19 protein-coding genes and 1 pseudogene are annotated in these 16,080 nt (G+C 66.9%); 10 read left to right on the top strand and 10 right to left on the bottom strand.

Annotated features, from left to right (window positions below):
• The first annotated feature begins 212 nt into the window (after nucleotides 1-212).
• On the top strand, nucleotides 213-869 hold the full coding sequence (locus H7K34_RS21305; RefSeq protein WP_264064822.1) for a PAS and ANTAR domain-containing protein: 657 nt from the start codon (nucleotides 213-215) through the stop codon (nucleotides 867-869).
• Nucleotides 870-874: 5 nt separating this feature from the next.
• Here the strand turns inward: H7K34_RS21305 and H7K34_RS21300 are convergent, their stop codons facing one another.
• Complete coding sequence (locus tag H7K34_RS21300) at nucleotides 875-1,150, bottom strand: hypothetical protein (RefSeq protein ID WP_264064821.1); 276 nt, start codon at nucleotides 1,148-1,150, stop codon at nucleotides 875-877.
• A 63-nt stretch (nucleotides 1,151-1,213) separates the two neighbouring features.
• On the opposite strand from H7K34_RS21300, the gene H7K34_RS21295 reads away from it, so the two are divergent.
• Complete coding sequence (locus tag H7K34_RS21295) at nucleotides 1,214-1,459, top strand: Rv1535 domain-containing protein (RefSeq protein WP_264064021.1); 246 nt, start codon at nucleotides 1,214-1,216, stop codon at nucleotides 1,457-1,459.
• A gap of 12 nt (nucleotides 1,460-1,471) precedes the next feature.
• On the opposite strand, the gene H7K34_RS21290 is transcribed toward H7K34_RS21295, so the two are convergent.
• The 4 genes from H7K34_RS21290 to H7K34_RS21275 all read right to left on the bottom strand — a co-directional run bounded on the left by H7K34_RS21290 (nucleotide 1,472) and on the right by H7K34_RS21275 (nucleotide 4,337).
• Entirely contained in the window at nucleotides 1,472-1,909 is a 438-nt protein-coding gene (locus H7K34_RS21290) for a hypothetical protein (RefSeq protein ID WP_264064020.1), read from the bottom strand.
• A 171-nt stretch (nucleotides 1,910-2,080) separates the two neighbouring features.
• On the bottom strand, nucleotides 2,081-2,887 hold the full coding sequence (locus H7K34_RS21285) for an exodeoxyribonuclease III (RefSeq protein WP_264064820.1): 807 nt from the start codon (nucleotides 2,885-2,887) through the stop codon (nucleotides 2,081-2,083).
• A 71-nt stretch (nucleotides 2,888-2,958) separates the two neighbouring features.
• Nucleotides 2,959-3,744, bottom strand: a complete 786-nt coding sequence (locus tag H7K34_RS21280) for a GNAT family N-acetyltransferase, cg3035/Rv0428c family (RefSeq protein ID WP_264064019.1) — start codon at nucleotides 3,742-3,744, stop codon at nucleotides 2,959-2,961.
• Nucleotides 3,744-4,337 carry a peptide deformylase gene (locus H7K34_RS21275; protein ID WP_108926017.1) on the bottom strand — a complete coding sequence of 198 codons (594 nt, stop codon included), beginning with the start codon at nucleotides 4,335-4,337 and terminating at the stop codon, nucleotides 3,744-3,746. The genes H7K34_RS21280 and H7K34_RS21275 overlap by 1 nt, the downstream gene beginning before the upstream one ends.
• A gap of 200 nt (nucleotides 4,338-4,537) precedes the next feature.
• On the opposite strand from H7K34_RS21275, the gene H7K34_RS21270 reads away from it, so the two are divergent.
• The 7 genes from H7K34_RS21270 to H7K34_RS21240 are packed head-to-tail and all read left to right on the top strand — an operon-like array spanning nucleotide 4,538 to nucleotide 9,716.
• Nucleotides 4,538-4,846, top strand: coding sequence for a DUF3263 domain-containing protein (locus tag H7K34_RS21270; protein WP_003873790.1), 309 nt, complete (start codon nucleotides 4,538-4,540; stop codon nucleotides 4,844-4,846).
• 19 nt (nucleotides 4,847-4,865) lie between these two features.
• Nucleotides 4,866-5,345 (top strand): LytR C-terminal domain-containing protein, encoded by a 480-nt coding sequence (locus H7K34_RS21265; RefSeq protein ID WP_108926018.1) that lies wholly within the window; start codon nucleotides 4,866-4,868, stop codon nucleotides 5,343-5,345.
• Nucleotides 5,346-5,377: 32 nt separating this feature from the next.
• Nucleotides 5,378-6,088, top strand: a complete 711-nt coding sequence (sodC, locus tag H7K34_RS21260; RefSeq protein WP_264064018.1) for a superoxide dismutase[Cu-Zn] — start codon at nucleotides 5,378-5,380, stop codon at nucleotides 6,086-6,088.
• Entirely contained in the window at nucleotides 6,078-7,208 is a 1,131-nt protein-coding gene (locus tag H7K34_RS21255) for a glutamate--cysteine ligase (protein ID WP_108926020.1), read from the top strand. Before sodC ends, H7K34_RS21255 begins: the two co-directional genes overlap by 11 nt.
• Nucleotides 7,208-7,831, top strand: a complete 624-nt coding sequence (locus tag H7K34_RS21250) for an LON peptidase substrate-binding domain-containing protein (protein WP_264064017.1) — start codon at nucleotides 7,208-7,210, stop codon at nucleotides 7,829-7,831. The genes H7K34_RS21255 and H7K34_RS21250 overlap by 1 nt, the downstream gene beginning before the upstream one ends.
• Before the next feature lie 47 nt (nucleotides 7,832-7,878).
• Nucleotides 7,879-8,901, top strand: a complete 1,023-nt coding sequence (locus H7K34_RS21245; RefSeq protein WP_264064016.1) for a TIGR03617 family F420-dependent LLM class oxidoreductase — start codon at nucleotides 7,879-7,881, stop codon at nucleotides 8,899-8,901.
• Complete coding sequence (locus H7K34_RS21240; RefSeq protein WP_264064015.1) at nucleotides 8,898-9,716, top strand: enoyl-CoA hydratase-related protein; 819 nt, start codon at nucleotides 8,898-8,900, stop codon at nucleotides 9,714-9,716. Before H7K34_RS21245 ends, H7K34_RS21240 begins: the two co-directional genes overlap by 4 nt.
• Nucleotides 9,717-9,734: 18 nt before the next feature.
• On the opposite strand, the pseudogene H7K34_RS21235 reads toward H7K34_RS21240, so the two are convergent.
• Both H7K34_RS21235 and H7K34_RS21230 read right to left on the bottom strand, forming a co-directional pair.
• Nucleotides 9,735-10,664 (bottom strand): annotated as a pseudogene (locus H7K34_RS21235) (SDR family NAD(P)-dependent oxidoreductase).
• A 67-nt stretch (nucleotides 10,665-10,731) separates the two neighbouring features.
• Nucleotides 10,732-11,565: a DUF2867 domain-containing protein gene (locus tag H7K34_RS21230; RefSeq protein WP_264064014.1), complete on the bottom strand. Its 834-nt coding sequence runs from the start codon at nucleotides 11,563-11,565 to the stop codon at nucleotides 10,732-10,734.
• A gap of 21 nt (nucleotides 11,566-11,586) precedes the next feature.
• Between H7K34_RS21230 and H7K34_RS21225 the strand changes: the two genes are divergently transcribed.
• Nucleotides 11,587-12,195, top strand: a complete 609-nt coding sequence (locus H7K34_RS21225) for a TetR/AcrR family transcriptional regulator (protein WP_264064013.1) — start codon at nucleotides 11,587-11,589, stop codon at nucleotides 12,193-12,195.
• Here the strand turns inward: H7K34_RS21225 and H7K34_RS21220 are convergent.
• From H7K34_RS21220 to H7K34_RS21210, 3 genes are read right to left on the bottom strand one after another with little or no spacing between them, the layout of a single operon-like run.
• Nucleotides 12,169-14,343 carry an AAA family ATPase gene (locus H7K34_RS21220; RefSeq protein ID WP_264064012.1) on the bottom strand — a complete coding sequence of 725 codons (2,175 nt, stop codon included), beginning with the start codon at nucleotides 14,341-14,343 and terminating at the stop codon, nucleotides 12,169-12,171. The genes H7K34_RS21225 and H7K34_RS21220 overlap by 27 nt on opposite strands.
• Entirely contained in the window at nucleotides 14,340-15,233 is an 894-nt protein-coding gene (gene pssA / locus H7K34_RS21215) for a CDP-diacylglycerol--serine O-phosphatidyltransferase (protein ID WP_264064011.1), read from the bottom strand. The genes H7K34_RS21220 and pssA overlap by 4 nt, the downstream gene beginning before the upstream one ends.
• Nucleotides 15,230-15,961, bottom strand: a complete 732-nt coding sequence (locus H7K34_RS21210) for a phosphatidylserine decarboxylase (protein WP_264064010.1) — start codon at nucleotides 15,959-15,961, stop codon at nucleotides 15,230-15,232. The genes pssA and H7K34_RS21210 overlap by 4 nt, the downstream gene beginning before the upstream one ends.
• Nucleotides 15,962-16,080: the final 119 nt, after the last annotated feature.

The following is a 16,080-nucleotide window of genomic DNA, read 5'->3' as shown; positions in this document are numbered from 1 at the left end:
GCGACGTTACTCCCACGACGGCCCTGCTGCGCCGCACGGGCGCAGAAGCCGTCCAGATTGCGAAGACATCGCCCAGGTCGGGCCGCTGAAACGGTTCCCGATAAGCGGATCGCACTGGCGGAAACACGCTGGAGTGGAATGATGGACGAGTGCAGCATCCCAAGGAAGCGGGCGCCGCGACCTTCACCCGGACGCGGAATCAGCCGACCAGCGTGACCGGGGACGCCGCGCTGACGTACCTGAACGTCGGCAGTTTCCGGTTCTGGTTCGACGGTGAGCGCTGGGAGTGGTCCGACGAGGTTGCGCGGATGCACGGTTACGAGCCCGGCACGGTAGCGCCGACCACCGAATTGATGTTGTTGCACAAGCATCCCGAAGACCGCCAACACGTCCGGGATCTGCTCCACCACGCATTGCATTCCGGCGAGTCGTTCTCGAGCCGTCACCGGTTTGTCGACACGAGCGGGGGCGTGCACGAGGCGATCGTCGTGGCCGATCGGATTGTGGACTCGTCGGGTGCGGTGTCGGGGACGGCCGGCTATTACATCGACCTCACGGGCGTCGACGAAGCGCGTCAGGAGAGCCGCCAGGAAGTGCTCGACGAGGCGTTGCCGGATCTGTTCGAAAACCGCGCGGCCATCGAGCAGGCCAAGGGCGTGATGATGGCCGTCTACCGGGTCAGCGCCGACCAGGCGTTCCGGGTGTTGCAGTGGCGTTCACAAGAGACCAACATCAAGCTGCGCACGCTGGCCAAGCAACTGATCCACGAGGTCAGCACCCTGCCACCGATGTCAGCGGCCGTCCAGAGCCAGGTCGACCACCTGTTGCTGACGATTCACGAGCGAATTCACGTCGACAACGGCCGTTAGCGGCGCTAGACATCTTCCATCGCTTCGCCGATCTCTTCAAGAAGCCGGTTGTGGTGATTGCTGGCCAGCACGTGTCCGGCCGCGATGACCAGGGCGACCGGCCAGTCGATGAGTTCCAGGGCGGCCAGGGCGGCTAGACCGCCGTAGTAAGCGAGCTGTTCGGGCCGCGGAATCTCGGTCTGGCCGACCAGGGGCAGATTTACCACGAAGGTTTCGCCTTCGCGAACTTTCTCCACCGCATCGCGCTGAGACGTTGCCCGGCGAGCTTTCTTTTCCGCCATCATTTGCCTTTCAGTAACGAAGCGTTTCCCAATTCGCCGAGTGACTTGGTCACCGTCAGACCTATGTCGACGACCGACTCCCTGGCCGATCCGATATTTTCGTCTGTTGCTTCGGTGCTCAGAGTGCCGCTGCTTGAACTCTATGCGCTTCTGTGGCGCGTCGGAATCGTGGAGATTGTCGAGCCCGATCGCAGGTATCCACGGTTTTCGTCCCGGGTAGCTCCGCGGCCGAAAGCAAGGCTCTGTCTCGACCCGTCCGCACACGGTTCAGGAAGGCCGCGCCGGCGGCCGCAGCGCGCGTCGGCGTGAGTCAGACCGCCGTCAGTTGGTGCTGCGCAACTCGGCGGTGCCCGCCCGACGTCCTGCCGTCTTCTTGGCGGGCGACTTGGCAGCGGATTTTCGCGGTGCGGCCTTTTGTGACGTCGGCTCGGTGGGCACCGGTTTGAGGCTGGCCTTCGCCGGCGCCGGTGGCTTCTGATTCAGCCGGCGCAACACCAACGCACCGCCACCGACGGCCAACAGTACCGGCCACTCGACCAGCCCGGCAAAGCCAAGCGCACCGATGGCCAGTGCGGCGGCCGGTGTCGAATGACTACCTGAGTTGATGCCGCGCTTGATGCCCTCGGCGGCTCCGGTTACGCCACCGACGATTCCGTTGACTGCGGCACCTCCGACGGCGCCGGCGGCAGCGGTAGCCGCATCTGCCGCGCGATTAACTGTTTTCCCTAGGTTGCGGACTGCCCCTCCGACGACACCCATGATGACTCCCGGTTCCTCGGTTGCTCTCGACGCAAACCGCGTAGCAACATGTATACCCGCCGAACGGGGAGTTAACAGCCGCAACGAATACTGTTCACGCACCTAACAGGGGAAAATGCTGCCACGTCGCAAACGCCCAGACAACGCAAAGGCGTCAGGAATTTCCGCGGATCACTCGGCAAACAGGTCGACCAAAACCGGCGCATGATCGCTGGGCGCCTTGCCTTTGCGTTCGTCTCGCACGATTTGCGCGGCGGCTACCCGGCCGGCCAGCGCCGGTGAGCCGAGGATGAAGTCGATGCGCATGCCTTGCTTTTTCGGAAACCGGAGCTGGGTGTAATCCCAATACGTGTAGACCCCGGGGCCTGGGGTGAAAGGCCTTACTACGTCGCTGAATTGCGCGTCGACGATGGCGTTGAACGCTTGGCGTTCCGGCTCGGACACATGCGTGGCGCCTTCGAAGAATTCGGTGCTCCACACGTCTTCGTCGGTCGGGGCGACGTTCCAGTCGCCGACCATCGCGATCTGTGCACTGGGGTCGTCGCGCAGCCAGCCTGCCGCCGTATCACGCAGGGCGGCAAGCCAATCCAGCTTGTAGGTGTAGTGCGGATCGGCCAGGGCGCGGCCGTTGGGCACGTACAGACTCCACACCCGGACGCCGCCGCAGGTGGCGCCCAGCGCGCGGGCTTCCGCCGTGGCGGCCACCTCCGGCTTGCTGCTCCAGGTGGGCTGGCCGTCGAATCCGATCTGCACGTTGTCCAGGCCCACGCGTGAGGCGATCGCCACGCCGTTCCACTGATTGAAGCCCACGTGCGCGACCTCGTAGCCGAGTTCGGCGAACGGCAGCGCGGGGAACTGGCCGTCGGAGCACTTGGTCTCTTGCATGGCCAGCACGTCGACCTCGGCGCGACCGAGCCAATCGACGACGCGGTCCAAGCGAGTGCGAATCGAGTTGACGTTCCAGGTCGCGAGTCGCATGCCCGGCGATCGCAAGCGCGGCGAAGCCGGGTGAAGCGGGTCGCCGCCATCAACAGTGCCGTCGGGCATGGCTAGAAGGTATCCCAGGCGTCCGGTCGGGCTTGCAAGTAGCGACGGCTGTGGTGCAGCCGGAAGCCCAGGCCTTCGGCAAGCCCGGCGTCATCATGCTCGGGCACCGCGATATAGCCGCGGGTGGCGCCGTGCTGTGCGCCCCAGGCCAGCAGCGCTTCGCACTGCCGGCTGTCGCAGACGCACGGAGCCGAAAGTCCCACCCACCGAATGCCGTCGGGCGCATCTGTCACCGCCGCACCCGCGGGTGGATTCGATCCGGCGATGGACGGGTCGGGCTGATGGGCGGCGAACTCACGCACGTCGCGCACCAGCACGCGCTCGGTGTGTTCGCTCGTCCAGCCTGGCGGCAGCGCCAACAAGCGGTCTGGGATGGCCAGCCACGGGTTCAGTCCACGACGGCCGTACCAGGCGACGATCGCCGGGACGGAGCTGATCTGAGCAGAAATATCCAGTGGCACAGCAGAATTGGCGGCATGGCCGGCTTCGGGCCCGGCCCGCAGCAGCCAGCCGTCGAGCCAGGCTTGTTCCGAGCCGGCCCCGGCCGCCGCGGCGGCGTGCTCGAGTGCACGGATTGCCGAGGTGCGCACCGGCGTGTCGGTCAGCACCCGCAACGCCACCACGTCGGCGGCCGCGAACTCGACGACTGCGCCGGTCTTTGTCCGCACCCGGACCATCGGATCGACCGCCAACAGGTGGCCAACCGCATCCGTCAGCGGCGGCACCGAACCGGGCCGGCGCCGGTAGCGAACCGTAACCCGGGTTCCGAGCTCGGGCCACGAGACCATCAGTGACCGAACGGATCCGGTCCTTCGCCCGGCGTCCAGGACAGCCCGGGTACGCCCCAGCCGTGGGATTTGACGGTACGTTTCGCGGCGCGGGCGTGCCGGCCGATCAGGCGGTCCACGTAGAGGAATCCATCGAGGTGCCCGGTCTCGTGTTGCAACATCCGGGCGAACAGCCCGGTGCCCTCGATGGTGACCGGTTTGCCATCGGCGTCCAGACCCGTGACCCGTGCCCAGGTCGCGCGCCCGGTGGGGAATGACTCGCCGGGAACCGACAGACAACCCTCGTCGTCGTCGCCCGGGTCGGGCATGGTCTCGGGTATCTCGGAGGTTTCCAGGATGGGGTTGATGATCACACCGCGGCGGCGTTCGGTCATTCCGCGATCGTCGGCACAGTCGTAGACGAACAGCCGCAGGCTGTGTCCGATCTGATTGGCGGCCAACCCGACGCCGTGGGCGGCGTCCATGGTGTCGTACATGTCGGAGATCAACCCGGCGAGGTCCGCCGGTAGCGAACCGTCGGCGTCGACGGGCACCGGTTGTGTCGAGGTGTGCAACACCGGATCGCCCACGATACGAATGGGTACGACTGCCATGGTCGGCTAGCTTAAGCCCGGCGACGATGCCCGGCGGGCGGGGTCGCCTAGTAAGCAATCAAGGCAATCGGCCGACTCGCGGGTCTGGATGAACGCTTGAGGGTTCGCGGCGTGATTCAATATTCGCCGAAACATGCCCCGATATAAGTCATGTCAGTAGAGCTACAGGGAATTCGGCGGAAGGGTCCAGGGGAAGCGATATGGACAGCGCCATGGCGCGGGCAAATCGATCGGGGGACGATGCTGAAATCGCCGATGGGCTGACCCGACGCGAACATGACATCCTGGCCTTCGAACGTCAGTGGTGGAAGTTCGCCGGTGTCAAGGAAGACGCGATCAAAGAGCTGTTCTCGATGTCGGCGACGCGTTACTACCAAGTGCTCAACGCTCTCGTGGATCGGCCGGAGGCCCTGGCCGCCGATCCGATGCTGGTGAAGCGGTTGCGACGGCTGCGTGCCAGCCGTCAGAAGGCGCGCGCAGCGCGCCGCCTCGGCTTCGAGGTGACCTGACTAGCTACAGTAGGGCTCGATGAAAGAGCGCGTTCCCGACTCCACGGGGCTCCCACTGCGGGCCATGGTGATGGTGTTGCTGTTCCTTGGCGTCATCTTCTTGCTGCTCGGGTGGCAGGCCCTGAGTTCCTCCGGGAAGTCCGACGACGATTCGGCCTCGGCGGCCTCGAGCGCGACCAGTTCCAGCGCTCCCGCATCGACCTCGACGAGCCCGAAGCCCGCGGCGACCGACGCAGATATCCATGTGTTCAACATCTCCGGCAAGGACGGCGTTGCCGGACGCGCCGCGGACCAACTGAAGGCCGGCGGCTTCAAGGTCGTCGACGTCGGGAACCTCTCGCTACCCGATGTGACGGTCACAACGGTCTACTTCACCGACGCCGACGGTGAGCACGCCACCGCGGACGCGGTGGGCAAGAACTTGAACGCGCCCGTCGAACCGCGTATCCCCGCGCTCAGCGGCGAACCGCCCGGCGTCATCGTCTTGGTTGCGGGCTGACTCCGCGTCGTGAGCCGGGTTAGGCTCTCGCTATGCCTACGCTCGCCGGTCACCGCAAGGTCGTTGTCACCATGTCCGCACTGTCCGCGGCCACCAGCGTCGCGTTGCTGAGTGCGTGCTCCTCGCCCCAGCACGCGTCGTCGGTCCCGGGCACCACGCCGGCCATCTGGACGGGATCTCCGGCGCCCTCGGGCACCGCGGGGGCCGAAGGCGAGGGCGCCGGACACCCGATCGTCACCACCCACCTCAGAGCGCCCGACGGAACCCAGGTCGCTACCGCCAAGTTCGACTTCAGCAATGGCTACGCCACCATCACGATCGCGACAACCGGTGCTGGCGAAATCGCGCCCGGCTTTCACGGGGTGCACATTCACAAAGTGGGCAAGTGCGAAGCCAATTCGGTTGGCCCCACCGGCGGTGCGCCCGGCGACTTCCTCTCGGCCGGTGGGCACTTCCAGGCGCCGGGCCACTCGACCGAGCCGGCCAGCGGGGACCTCACCTCGCTGCAGGTTCGTCGGGACGGTGTTGGCACGTTGGTGACATCCACGGATGCCTTCACCATGGAGGATCTGTTGACGGGTGAGAAGACCGCGATCATCATCCACGCGGGCGCGGACAACTTCGCCAACATCCCGCCGGAGCGCTACAGCCAGACCAACGGGACGCCAGGTCCGGATGCGACCACGATGAGCACTGGTGACTCCGGCAAGCGAGTTGCGTGCGGTGTCATTGGTGCCGGCTAAAAGGCCCCTCGCCCACATCGATTTCGCCCGGTCGCCGCGGCCGACACTCGGCGTCGAATGGGAGTTCGCACTCGTCGACGCACAAACCCGCGACCTGAGTAACGAGGCTACCTCAGTCATCGCCGAAATCGGCGAAAATCCGCGTGTGCACAAGGAATTGCTGCGCAACACCGTTGAGGTGGTCAGCGGCATCTGCGAGTGCACCGGGCAGGCGATCGAGGATCTCCGCGAAACCTTGGGCCCCGCACGCCAGATCGTTCGGGACCGCGGCATGGAGCTGTTCTGCGCCGGCGCCCACCCGTTCGCGCAGTGGAGCACCCAGAAGCTGACCGACGCTCCCCGCTATGCCGAGCTGATCAAGCGCACCCAGTGGTGGGGCCGGCAGATGCTGATCTGGGGCGTGCACGTGCACGTCGGGATCTCCTCGGCGCACAAGGTGATGCCGATCATGACGTCGCTGCTTCGGTACTACCCGCACCTGCTGGCGCTGTCGGCATCCTCCCCGTGGTGGACCGGCGTGGACACCGGATACGCCAGCAACCGGGCCATGATGTTCCAGCAGTTGCCGACCGCCGGGCTGCCGTTCCAGTTTCAGACTTGGCCGGAATTCGAAGGGTTCGTCTACGACCAGAAGAAGACCGGCATCATCGACCATGTCGACGAAGTCCGTTGGGATATCAGGCCTTCGCCGCGTCTGGGCACCATCGAGGTGCGAGTCTGCGACGGGGTCTCCAACCTGCGTGAGCTGAGCGCGCTGGTCGCGTTGACGCACTGCCTGGTGGTCGACCTGGATCGCAGGCTGGAAGCCGACGAGTCGTTGCCGACGATGCCGCCGTGGCACAACCAGGAGAACAAGTGGCGCGCGGCACGCTACGGGCTGGACGCGGTGATCATCCTGGACGCCGACAGCAACGAGCGCCTGGTCACCGATGATCTCGCCGATCTCCTTAACCGGTTGGAGCCGGTCGCCAAATTGCTGAACTGTTCCGACGAACTCACTGCGGTGGAGGAGATCTCGCGCCACGGCGGTTCCTACCAGCGGCAGCGGCGAGTGGCCGAAGAGCACGACGGCGATCTGCGCGCGGTCGTCGATGCATTGGTGGGCGAGCTGGAGATCTGATGGAGCTGGCGATGTTTCCGCTGGAGACGGCGTTTTTGCCGAACCAGGATCTGCCGCTGCGTATCTTCGAGCCTCGCTACGTCGCGCTGGTGCGGCACTGCGTCGACACCGGGGAACCGTTCGGCGTGGTGCTGATCTCACGCGGCCGCGAGGTCGGTGGCGGTGATACGCGATGCGATGTCGGTGTGCTGTCCCGAATCACCGAATGCGTCGACGAGGGCGCGGACCGGTACTCCATTGGCTGCCGGACCGGCGAGCGAATTCGGGTGTCCGAGTGGCTGCCCGACGATCCCTACCCGCGGGCTGTCGCGCGACCGTGGCCGGACGAGGCGGGTGACGAGGTAACGCAGGCGCAGCTGCTCGACGTCGAAGACCGGATCATGGCCTTGTTCGAGCGGATCGCCCAAGCGCGCGACGCCGTGCTGCCGGACCGGGAGGCGCTGCTGGGTTCGGGAGAAGCCGACCCGGGACAGCACCTGTTCACGTTGGCCAGCCGTATCCCGATCGGTGCGGCCGACCGCTACGCCGTCCTATCGGCACCGTCGGCGGCCGGCCGGCTCATGGCACTGAGCGAGGCGGTCGACGCGATCACCGAGGTGGTGGAGTTCGGTTTGTCGGAGTAGCGGTGTGCTTTCCTATAGGGAAACTGATTGCGCGACTGGATGGTTGAGTGAAAGTACATTTGCAGGTCAACGGCTCGCCGACCGGGGCGTCGGCGAGCGCGGCCGAGATCGCCGAGACGGGCGCCGACGGCGTGTTCACCTTCGAGGGTCAGCACGACGTGTTCTTCCCACTGATCATCGCCGCCAACGAGACCAGCCTGGACTTGATGACCAACGTCGCGATCGCCGCGCCACGCAGTCCATTGCACATGGCGCATGCCGCCTACGATTTGCAGGTCTTGGGCGGCGGCAGGTTCCGGCTCGGCTTGGGCTCGCAGATCAAAGTCCACATCGAAAAGCGCTACGGCAGCAAGTGGGATCGCCCGGCAGCGCGGATGGCCGAAACGATCGCGGCGATCAAGGCGATATTCGCGGCGTGGGAAGGTCAGTCCCGCTTGGACTTTCGCGGTGAGTTCTTCACCCACACCCTGATGGCGCCCAACTTCAACCCGGGCCCCAACCCGTTCGGACCGCCTCCGGTGTTGATGGGGGCACTCGGCCCGATCATGACGCGCACCGCGGCCGAAGTTGCCGACGGCCTGCTGGTGATGCCTTTCAACAGCACCCGTCACTTCGCCGAACGCACAATTCCCGCGATCAGCGAGGGCCTGCGCCGTTCGGAGCGGTCCGTTGACGAGTTTGAGGTGATCGCCCAGGCCATGGTCGCGGTCGGCAGCAACGATGCGGACCTGGCCACCGCCGTCAACGGTGTCGCCTCGCTGATCGCCTTCTACGGCTCGACACCGGCCTACCTGCCGGTGCTCGAGGTCGAGGGCTGGGCGGATGTCCAGCCGGAACTCAATGTGCTGTCCAAGCAGGGTCGCTTCGCCGAGATGCGCGCGCTGATCACCGATGACATGGTGGCCCGGATCGGGGTCGTCGGAACCCCCGAGCAGTGTGCCGAGCAGCTGGTCGTACGGTTCGGCGAGCACGTCGACGAAGTGTGTTGCTACTTCCCCGGTTACACGCCACCGGGCGCTGACATCGCGGAGCTGATCGGCGCCCTACACCGGAGCCCCGCACGACGATGAGCGGCGATGTGGTGGTTGACATCGATGCGGGCGTGGCGGTGCTCACGCTGAATCGGCCCGACCACCTCAACGCTTACACCGCCGAGATGGGTGCGCTGCTGAGCCGGGCGTACCGGGAGTGCGATGAGGACGACGACGTCCGGGCGATCGTCGTCACGGGCGCGGGCCGCGCCTTTTGCGCCGGCGTCGATTTCTCCGGTGGCACAACACCATTCGAGAGTCCGCAGGACGATGGCACGTTCTCGGCGTCACCGATCGACCCGGCAGCCTTCGAATTGCGCAAACCCGTGATCGCCGCCGTCAACGGACATGCCATCGGGATCGGCCTGACCATAGCGCTGCAGGCCGACATCCGCATCGTCGCCGACGACGCCAAATACGGTGTGGTGCAAGTACGACGGGGCGTGATACCTGATTGCATGTCGCACTGGACGCTGGCGCACCTGACCAACCTGGGCGTGGCCGCCGAGGTGTTGCTGACCGGGCGCACGTTCAGCGGGCTCGAGGCAGTCGAGTTCGGCATCGCGAATCGGGCGCTGCCCGCCGCTCAGGTGTTCGCTCACGCGCTGGAGATGGCGCGCGATATCGCGGTCAACGTGGCGCCGATGTCGGCGGCCTTGTCTAAGCGGTTGTTGTGGGACACCGCGATCCACAACTACACGCCGCGACAGGTCGCCTCCCTGGAAACACAGTTGCACCACCGCGTGATGGGCACGGCCGACGCGAGTGAAGGTGTCGCGGCGTTCTTCGAGCGACGGCCCCCGCGGTTCGCCTCCAAGGTGTCCCGCGACTGGAAAGCCCTGCCGGAGCCGTGAGTATCCGGGCGGCCCGGCTCAGTTGGCACACAGCTTCTCGGAGAGTGTCCACAACTGCGCGGCCCGCTGTTCGTCGCGCGCGTACGGGGCGACGTTCTCGCTGATGCCGCAGTCTTCCAGGTACAGCGCGCCTTGGTCGGCCAGTTCCGGGCTTACCGCGGCCCACACCTGGGTGGCCGCGCCCTGCTCGGGAGTGGAGAAGTCGAGGCGGCCGTCGGTCAATTCGCCGCGCAGCGCGCTGTTGTCCACGACGAGCTTGCGGAGGTCGGAGAAGTCCTCGCGGGACATGTGCCGCGCCAGCGAGGTGGCGACGGTGCCGGGATGGACGGCATACGCGCGAATTCCCAAGTCGCGCAGCCGCCGATCGGCCTCGATCGCGTGCAGGATGTTCGCCGTCTTGGACGCGCCGTATGCGAGGAACTTGTTGTAGTCGCGGTGCTCCCAATTGGGATCGTCGAAATCCACGTCGCCCATCACGTGGCCCCCGGAAGACAGGATCACCAGCCGGGCGCCCTGCGCGGCGGCCAGCTGCGGGACAAGCAGACGGGTGAGCTAGAAGTGACCGAAATGATTTGTCCCGATCTGCAATTCGAAGCCATCACGGGTCCGGCCGAACGACGTGAACATCACGCCGGCGTTGTTCATCAACACATGCACCGCCGGCGTGATATCGCGGATAGCCGCCGCCGCCGCGCGAACGCTGGGCAGTGCGGTCAGGTCGAGCTCGACGGTCGAGATCTGCGCACCCGGTACTTCGGTCCGCACCCGCTCGGTGGCCTCGGTGAGTGCATCCCGATTGCGAGCGGCCAGAATCACGTGGGCGCCCGCGGCGGCCAGCGCCCGCGCCGACTCAAGGCCGAGACCGGACGACGCACCGGTGATCACACAAGCCTTGCCGGACAGGTCGACTCCCTCGACAGCCTGCAGGGCGGTCCGGCGTTCGCTCACCGTGTCAGCGTAAACAACACCCGAGCCGTCGAGTGCGGGGGCTATGGGCGAATTCGGGGCAATTCTGCTATCTAGGCGCCAGACTCGGGGCGGCCTCGGCTGGTAGCGCCCGGGTGGCGCGCTGCATCAACCGCGGTGCCACCATCCGATGCAGCGGCCCGACCGCGGCCCAGACCGTCCGGGCGGCGACCTTGCGGTGATAGTGCACGCGAGTGGTGAGTGTGGCACGCCGACCATCCTCACGTCGCAGCGTCAGCTCGCCGCGCATCAGCGGGCCGTTCGTCGTCAGCACGATCGCATCCGGATCCGAATGCACGATTTGCCAGCCGATTACGTAATCGGGCGAGGACGGCGGACCGAGCCGAAATCTCAATACGTGCCCGTGAATCCACAACACGATGCCGGCACTTGGTTCATCTTTCAGCGCAGCGCGAAACATCTGTTCGGCACTGCGGGTGTCGCCATGTGGGATCGGGACTTCGAAGACATCCGTGTAGTCAGACGCGGTCTCGCCGGTTTCGGACTGCTCGGCCAGCACCGCCGCCGCAATGCGTTTCAGTGTCCATCGCACCGCGACCCGGTGTCCGCCAGTGCCGATGACCAGCGCGCGATAGATCTTTCCGTGCACACCGGGGAAGGCGGCCCAGGTCGCCGAGCGCACCCGGGTGCGCTCGGCCGCTTCGGCATCCAACTCGAACACCCAGCGGTAGACCGCGAACGGGTGGCGGCCTTTGCACGTGAACCGCTCGGGCTCGCGGGCTTCCTCGAGCACGAAACCGGTTGGCACGGTGGTCGGGTCGTGCGGGTCGCGACACATGACTCGTTGTAGCGCCGACCACGTTTCTGCGCGATTCGCGTCGATCGTTATGGCATGCTCATCGATATAGGGTAATCGTTCCATATAGAAGGAATGTACTAGATCATGGCCCCTCCGCGGAAGCATGAAACCGATGTGATCCTCGACGCTGCCCGGGCGCTGGTGCTCGAGGGTGGGCCGCGTGCGGCCAGTGTGGCGGCGATCGCGAAATTCAGCGGCGCACCGGCCGGCACGTTGTATCACCGCTTCGGCAGTCGCGACGGGATCCTGACGGCGGCGTGGCTGCGTGCGCTGGAACGCTTCCAGGCCCGCGCGATGGCGGCCTCAGAGACCAACACGGCCGCTACCCCGACCGAAACCGGGGTCGCGATGGCCGTCGCCGCGATCAGCTTCGCACGTGAACTCCCGGCCGATGCCCGGCTGTTATTGACCATTCGCCCTGCCGACTTGCTCGATGAGGAGCCCGACGCACAATTTCAGCAGACGGTGGCCGCCATGAACGCGCCGCTGACCGAGCGGGTCGGCGCCCTGGCCCGAAAACTGTACGGGCGCAAAGATGCCCGATCCGTCGACGCCGTCGCACGCGCGGTCGCCGACCTGCCCTATGCCGTGGTTCGGCGGCATGTCCACGACGACGCGATGCCGACCTGGCTGGAAGCCGACGTCGCGGCGTCGGTGCGGGCGCTGCTAGAGAGCTTTGGCGAACGCCCGTAGCGAATCGACCTGGTGGGGGTCCAGCGAGGGCCGCACGTTTTTGCGGGCCGCCGCCAAGTCGGCGGCGGTCACGTCGGCGGCGTCGATGGATCGCCGCATCGCGGTGAGCGCCGCCTCGCGCAGCAGGGCCACGCAGTCGGCCGCGCTATAGCCATCGAGTTCGGCGGCGATATCGTCGAGATCGACATCGGCGCTCAGCGGAATGGACTTGGCTGCGGTCCGCAGGATTTCGCGGCGGGCAGCGGCGTCGGGCGGTTCGACGAACACCAGTCGCTCCAGGCGGCCGGGCCGCAGCAGCGCGGGGTCGATCAGATCGGGGCGATTGGTGGCACCCAGCACCACGACATCGCGCAGCGGGTCGATGCCGTCGAGCTCGGTCAGCAGCGAAGCCACCACCCGGTCGGTCACACCGGAGTCGAAGCTCTGCCCGCGGCGGGGCGCCAGCGCGTCCACCTCGTCGAGGAACACCAGCGACGGCGCCGAATCCCGTGCGCGCCGGAATAACTCGCGGACCGCCTTCTCCGAGGCGCCCACCCATTTGTCCATCAGCTCGGAGCCTTTGACGGCGTGCACACTCAGCTGCCCGGTGCTGGCCAGTGCGCGGACCACAAAGGTCTTGCCGCAGCCGGGTGGCCCGTACAGCAGCACTCCGCGCGGCGGATCGACTCCGAGGCGCGCGAAGGTGTCGGGATGCTGCAGCGGCCACAGCACCGCTTCGGTCAGGGCCTGCTTGGCTTCGGTCATGTCGCCGACGTCGTCGAGCGTCACATTCCCGACGGTCAGCTCCTCGCTGGCCGAGCGGGACAGCGGCCGAATGACGCTCAGCGCGCCGACCAGATCGTCCTGGTTCAGCTTGGGTGGCTGGCCGTCGGCGCTGGCTCGAGACGCCGCCCGAAGCGCCGCCTCGCGCACCAGCGCAGCCAGGTCGGCGGCGACGAAACCTGGTGTACGACAGGCGATTTCATCAAGTTCCAGCTCGCCGGCGGGTACCGATTTCAGCAATGTCTCCAGCAGCGCTTTGCGGGTCGCGCCGTCGGGCAGCGGCAAGCCGAGTTCCCGGTCGCACAGCTCGGGGGAGCGCAGTCGGGGATCGAGCTGGTCGGGTCGCGCGGACGTGACGACCAACGCCACTGCGTCGGTGGCCACCGCGGTGCGCAGCTCGGCGAGCACAAGGGTGGCCACCGGTTCGGCGGTCTCCGGCAGCAGTGCGTCGGCATCGGTGATCAGCAGTACGCCGCCGCCGTCGCGGACCGCAGTCACCGCGGCGGCGGCCATGGTTTTGAGCCGGTCCTCGGCCGCCAGTGCGCCCACTTCCGGGCCGTCGAGCGCGACCAGCCTGCGGCCCGCGCACACCGCGCGCACCATCGTCGTCTTGCCGACACCGGCCGGACCCGACACCAGCACACCCAGATTCGTGGTGGCGCCAAGGGTTTTCAGCAGGTGCGGTTCATCGAGGGCCAGCTTGAGCCATTCGCTGAGCTTGCCGGCCTGAACCTGCGATCCTTTGAGATCGTCGACTCCGATGGCGGGATCGGCGATGGCGACCGATTCCGGCCGAGGTGCCAGACCGCCGATCGGCACGCCGTCGCCCCAGCTGACCAACGAGTTCGGCTGCACACTCACCGGGCCGTCGGGATCGACTCCGGTGACGGTGAGCAGCTCCGAGGTCCAGCTGATGCCGACTGCCGACGCCAGTGCCCGGCTGGCAACCGACGTCGACGTGCCGGGGCCCAGGTCGCGGGGCAGCAGTGACACCGCGTCCCCCACGGTCATCACCTTGCCGAGCAGGGCCTGGCGCAGGTGGGCAGATGTAATCGATTGGGTGGCAAGCGAAGAGCCGTTCAGCGTCACCGATCGTGCGCCGTACACCGTGACGGCGCTGACGATCACCGCGGTGCCCTCGCGCAGCCCGGCGTTGGACAGCGTCACGTCGTCGAGCAGCACCGTACCCACCGGGATCGCCCGATCGGCCAGCCCGGCCACCGCGGCGGTGGTTCGCAATCCGGTCAGCGATACCGCGTCCCACTCCCGGATGCCAAGCGCGGCAACAGCATTGGGGTGCATCCTGATGACGCCGCGGCGCGAGTCGACGGCTGAGTTGTTCAGCCGGGCGGTCAGCGTCAGCTGGCCCGAGCCCGCGCGGGTCATGGCAATCGTTCACCGGGCTTACGCAGCCCCAGTCGTGCCATCGATCGCCCGCCCGGTCTTCCCAGCCGGACTATCGGCCGCCGGCTGGGCTGTGCGCGGCGGCTGGCGCGCCGCACGGCACGCCGTTGCTCGGGTTTTTCGTCCCACACTTCCGGGTGCGCGGCCAGCCAGCGCTGGTGGCGCAGTGCGAATGGGACATGGCACAGGTAGGCGATGATGATCACCCAGATTAGAACGTAGGGCGCCAGCACCGCCGCCGCCGCGCAGATCGCCAGGATGGCCAGCAGCGGGGCCGCCCAGTTCGGTGGCACCGCTGCCGCATGCATCTTGCGCATCGGGAGTTTGCTGATCATCAGCATCGACGTCCCGGTGATCCAGATGCACAGAAACACCGGCGACGACCACCAGCCGGCACCGAACTGCAATTTGAGTCCGATCAGGCCGATCATCGAGATCGCGCCCGCCGGGGCGGGCATCCCGACGAAGAATTCGTGCGCGTAGGCCGGCTGGGTCCCGTCGTCCTGCAGCGCGTTGAACCGGGCCAGTCGCAGCACCACGCACACCGCGTACAGCAGCACCACGATCCAGCCGGCCGGCGAGGCCGACAGCAGCGTCACGTAGAGCACGATCGCGGGCGTCACCCCGAAGTTCACCGCGTCGGCCAGCGAGTCGATCTCCTCACCGAGCCGCGATTGCGCGTCCAGGATGCGGGCTACCCGGCCGTCCAGCCCGTCGAGAATCGCAGCGGCGGCGATCAGCGCCATAGCGGCCTTCGGCTGGTGCTCGAGGGCGAACTTGATGGAAGTCAGCCCCGCGCAGATGGACAGCACCGTCATCGCACTGGGCAGGATCTGCAGATTGACTGCCCGGCCCCGGATCTTGTTGGTCATGGCAGGTCGGCCAATACGGTTTCGCCGCCCACCGCGCGCTGCCCGACGGCGACGATCGGCGCGGTGCCCGGTGGCAGGTAGGTGTCCAGCCGTGAGCCGAACCGGATCAGGCCGTAGGTGTCACCGATGGCCAGCTTGTCTCCGACGTGCGCGTCGCACACGATGCGGCGCGCGATGAGTCCGGCGATCTGCACGGCGACTACCTCGGCGCCACTGTCGGTCCGGATCCGCACGCTGGTGCGCTCGTTGTCGTCGCTCGCCGACGGCAGGTCGGCCGACCCGAACCGGCCGGGCCGGTGCTGCACGGCGATCACTTCGCCGCCGACCGGGGCGCGCTGCACGTGGGCGTCCAGGATCGACAGGAAGATGCTGACCCGTGGTAGCGGCGCGTCGCCCATGCTGAGTTCGGCGGGCGGGACGGCGGAATCGACCAGGCAGATCAGGCCGTCGGCCGGGGCGACGACGACACCGGGTTTGGTGGGCGGCACTCGCGGCGGGTGCCGGAAGAACGCCGCGCAGGCAGCGGCGGTTAGCAGGCCGGCCCGCCGGGGCCACCGGTGGTTGTGTCCGAGGACTGCCAGCGCCAAGCCGGCCGAGATGAACGGCAGTCCCGCGGGATGCACCGGCGGAACGGTCTCGCGCACCAATTCGAGCATGTGCCGTGGGTTGACCGTCGGGCCCTGGTAGGACGGGCCTTCCTCAGTGGAAGGGCGGGGGCGTCGTGCCACCCCCGTCATCTTACGGAGCGTGGACGGCCTTCGGGTTCGCCCGGGCCACAGCGGTAAGGATTTAACTATCACGACGCAGGAGGTCCACCGATTTCGACGCAGGCGCAAACTCACAACAT

The organism is Mycobacterium montefiorense (genome assembly GCF_025823255.1).
GTDB classification, from domain to species: Bacteria; Actinomycetota; Actinomycetes; order Mycobacteriales; family Mycobacteriaceae; genus Mycobacterium; species Mycobacterium montefiorense.
The sequence above is the reverse complement of the archived record's forward strand: the minus strand, read 5'-3'. Positions and strand labels throughout refer to the sequence as shown.

Excerpts from the sequence above, each read along its gene's own strand:
- H7K34_RS21300 (WP_264064821.1), bottom strand. The coding sequence starts at position 1,150 with ATGGCGGAAAAGAAAGCTCGCCGGGCAACGTCTCAGCGCGATGCGGTG.
- H7K34_RS21275 (WP_108926017.1), bottom strand. The coding sequence starts at position 4,337 with ATGGCAGTCGTACCCATTCGTATCGTGGGCGATCCGGTGTTGCACACC.
- H7K34_RS21220 (WP_264064012.1), bottom strand. The coding sequence starts at position 14,343 with ATGACCCGCGCGGGCTCGGGCCAGCTGACGCTGACCGCCCGGCTGAAC.
- H7K34_RS21265 (WP_108926018.1), top strand. The coding sequence starts at position 4,866 with ATGAAAGAGCGCGTTCCCGACTCCACGGGGCTCCCACTGCGGGCCATG.
- H7K34_RS21250 (WP_264064017.1), top strand. The coding sequence starts at position 7,208 with ATGGAGCTGGCGATGTTTCCGCTGGAGACGGCGTTTTTGCCGAACCAG.
- H7K34_RS21240 (WP_264064015.1), top strand. The coding sequence starts at position 8,898 with ATGAGCGGCGATGTGGTGGTTGACATCGATGCGGGCGTGGCGGTGCTC.
- H7K34_RS21295 (WP_264064021.1), top strand. The coding sequence starts at position 1,214 with ATGTCGACGACCGACTCCCTGGCCGATCCGATATTTTCGTCTGTTGCT.
- sodC (WP_264064018.1), top strand. The coding sequence starts at position 5,378 with ATGCCTACGCTCGCCGGTCACCGCAAGGTCGTTGTCACCATGTCCGCA.
- H7K34_RS21270 (WP_003873790.1), top strand. The coding sequence starts at position 4,538 with ATGGACAGCGCCATGGCGCGGGCAAATCGATCGGGGGACGATGCTGAA.
- pssA (WP_264064011.1), bottom strand. The coding sequence starts at position 15,233 with ATGACCAACAAGATCCGGGGCCGGGCAGTCAATCTGCAGATCCTGCCC.
- H7K34_RS21285 (WP_264064820.1), bottom strand. The coding sequence starts at position 2,887 with ATGCGACTCGCGACCTGGAACGTCAACTCGATTCGCACTCGCTTGGAC.
- H7K34_RS21225 (WP_264064013.1), top strand. The coding sequence starts at position 11,587 with ATGGCCCCTCCGCGGAAGCATGAAACCGATGTGATCCTCGACGCTGCC.
- H7K34_RS21280 (WP_264064019.1), bottom strand. The coding sequence starts at position 3,744 with ATGGTCTCGTGGCCCGAGCTCGGAACCCGGGTTACGGTTCGCTACCGG.
- H7K34_RS21230 (WP_264064014.1), bottom strand. The coding sequence starts at position 11,565 with ATGGAACGATTACCCTATATCGATGAGCATGCCATAACGATCGACGCG.
- H7K34_RS21290 (WP_264064020.1), bottom strand. The coding sequence starts at position 1,909 with ATGGGTGTCGTCGGAGGGGCAGTCCGCAACCTAGGGAAAACAGTTAAT.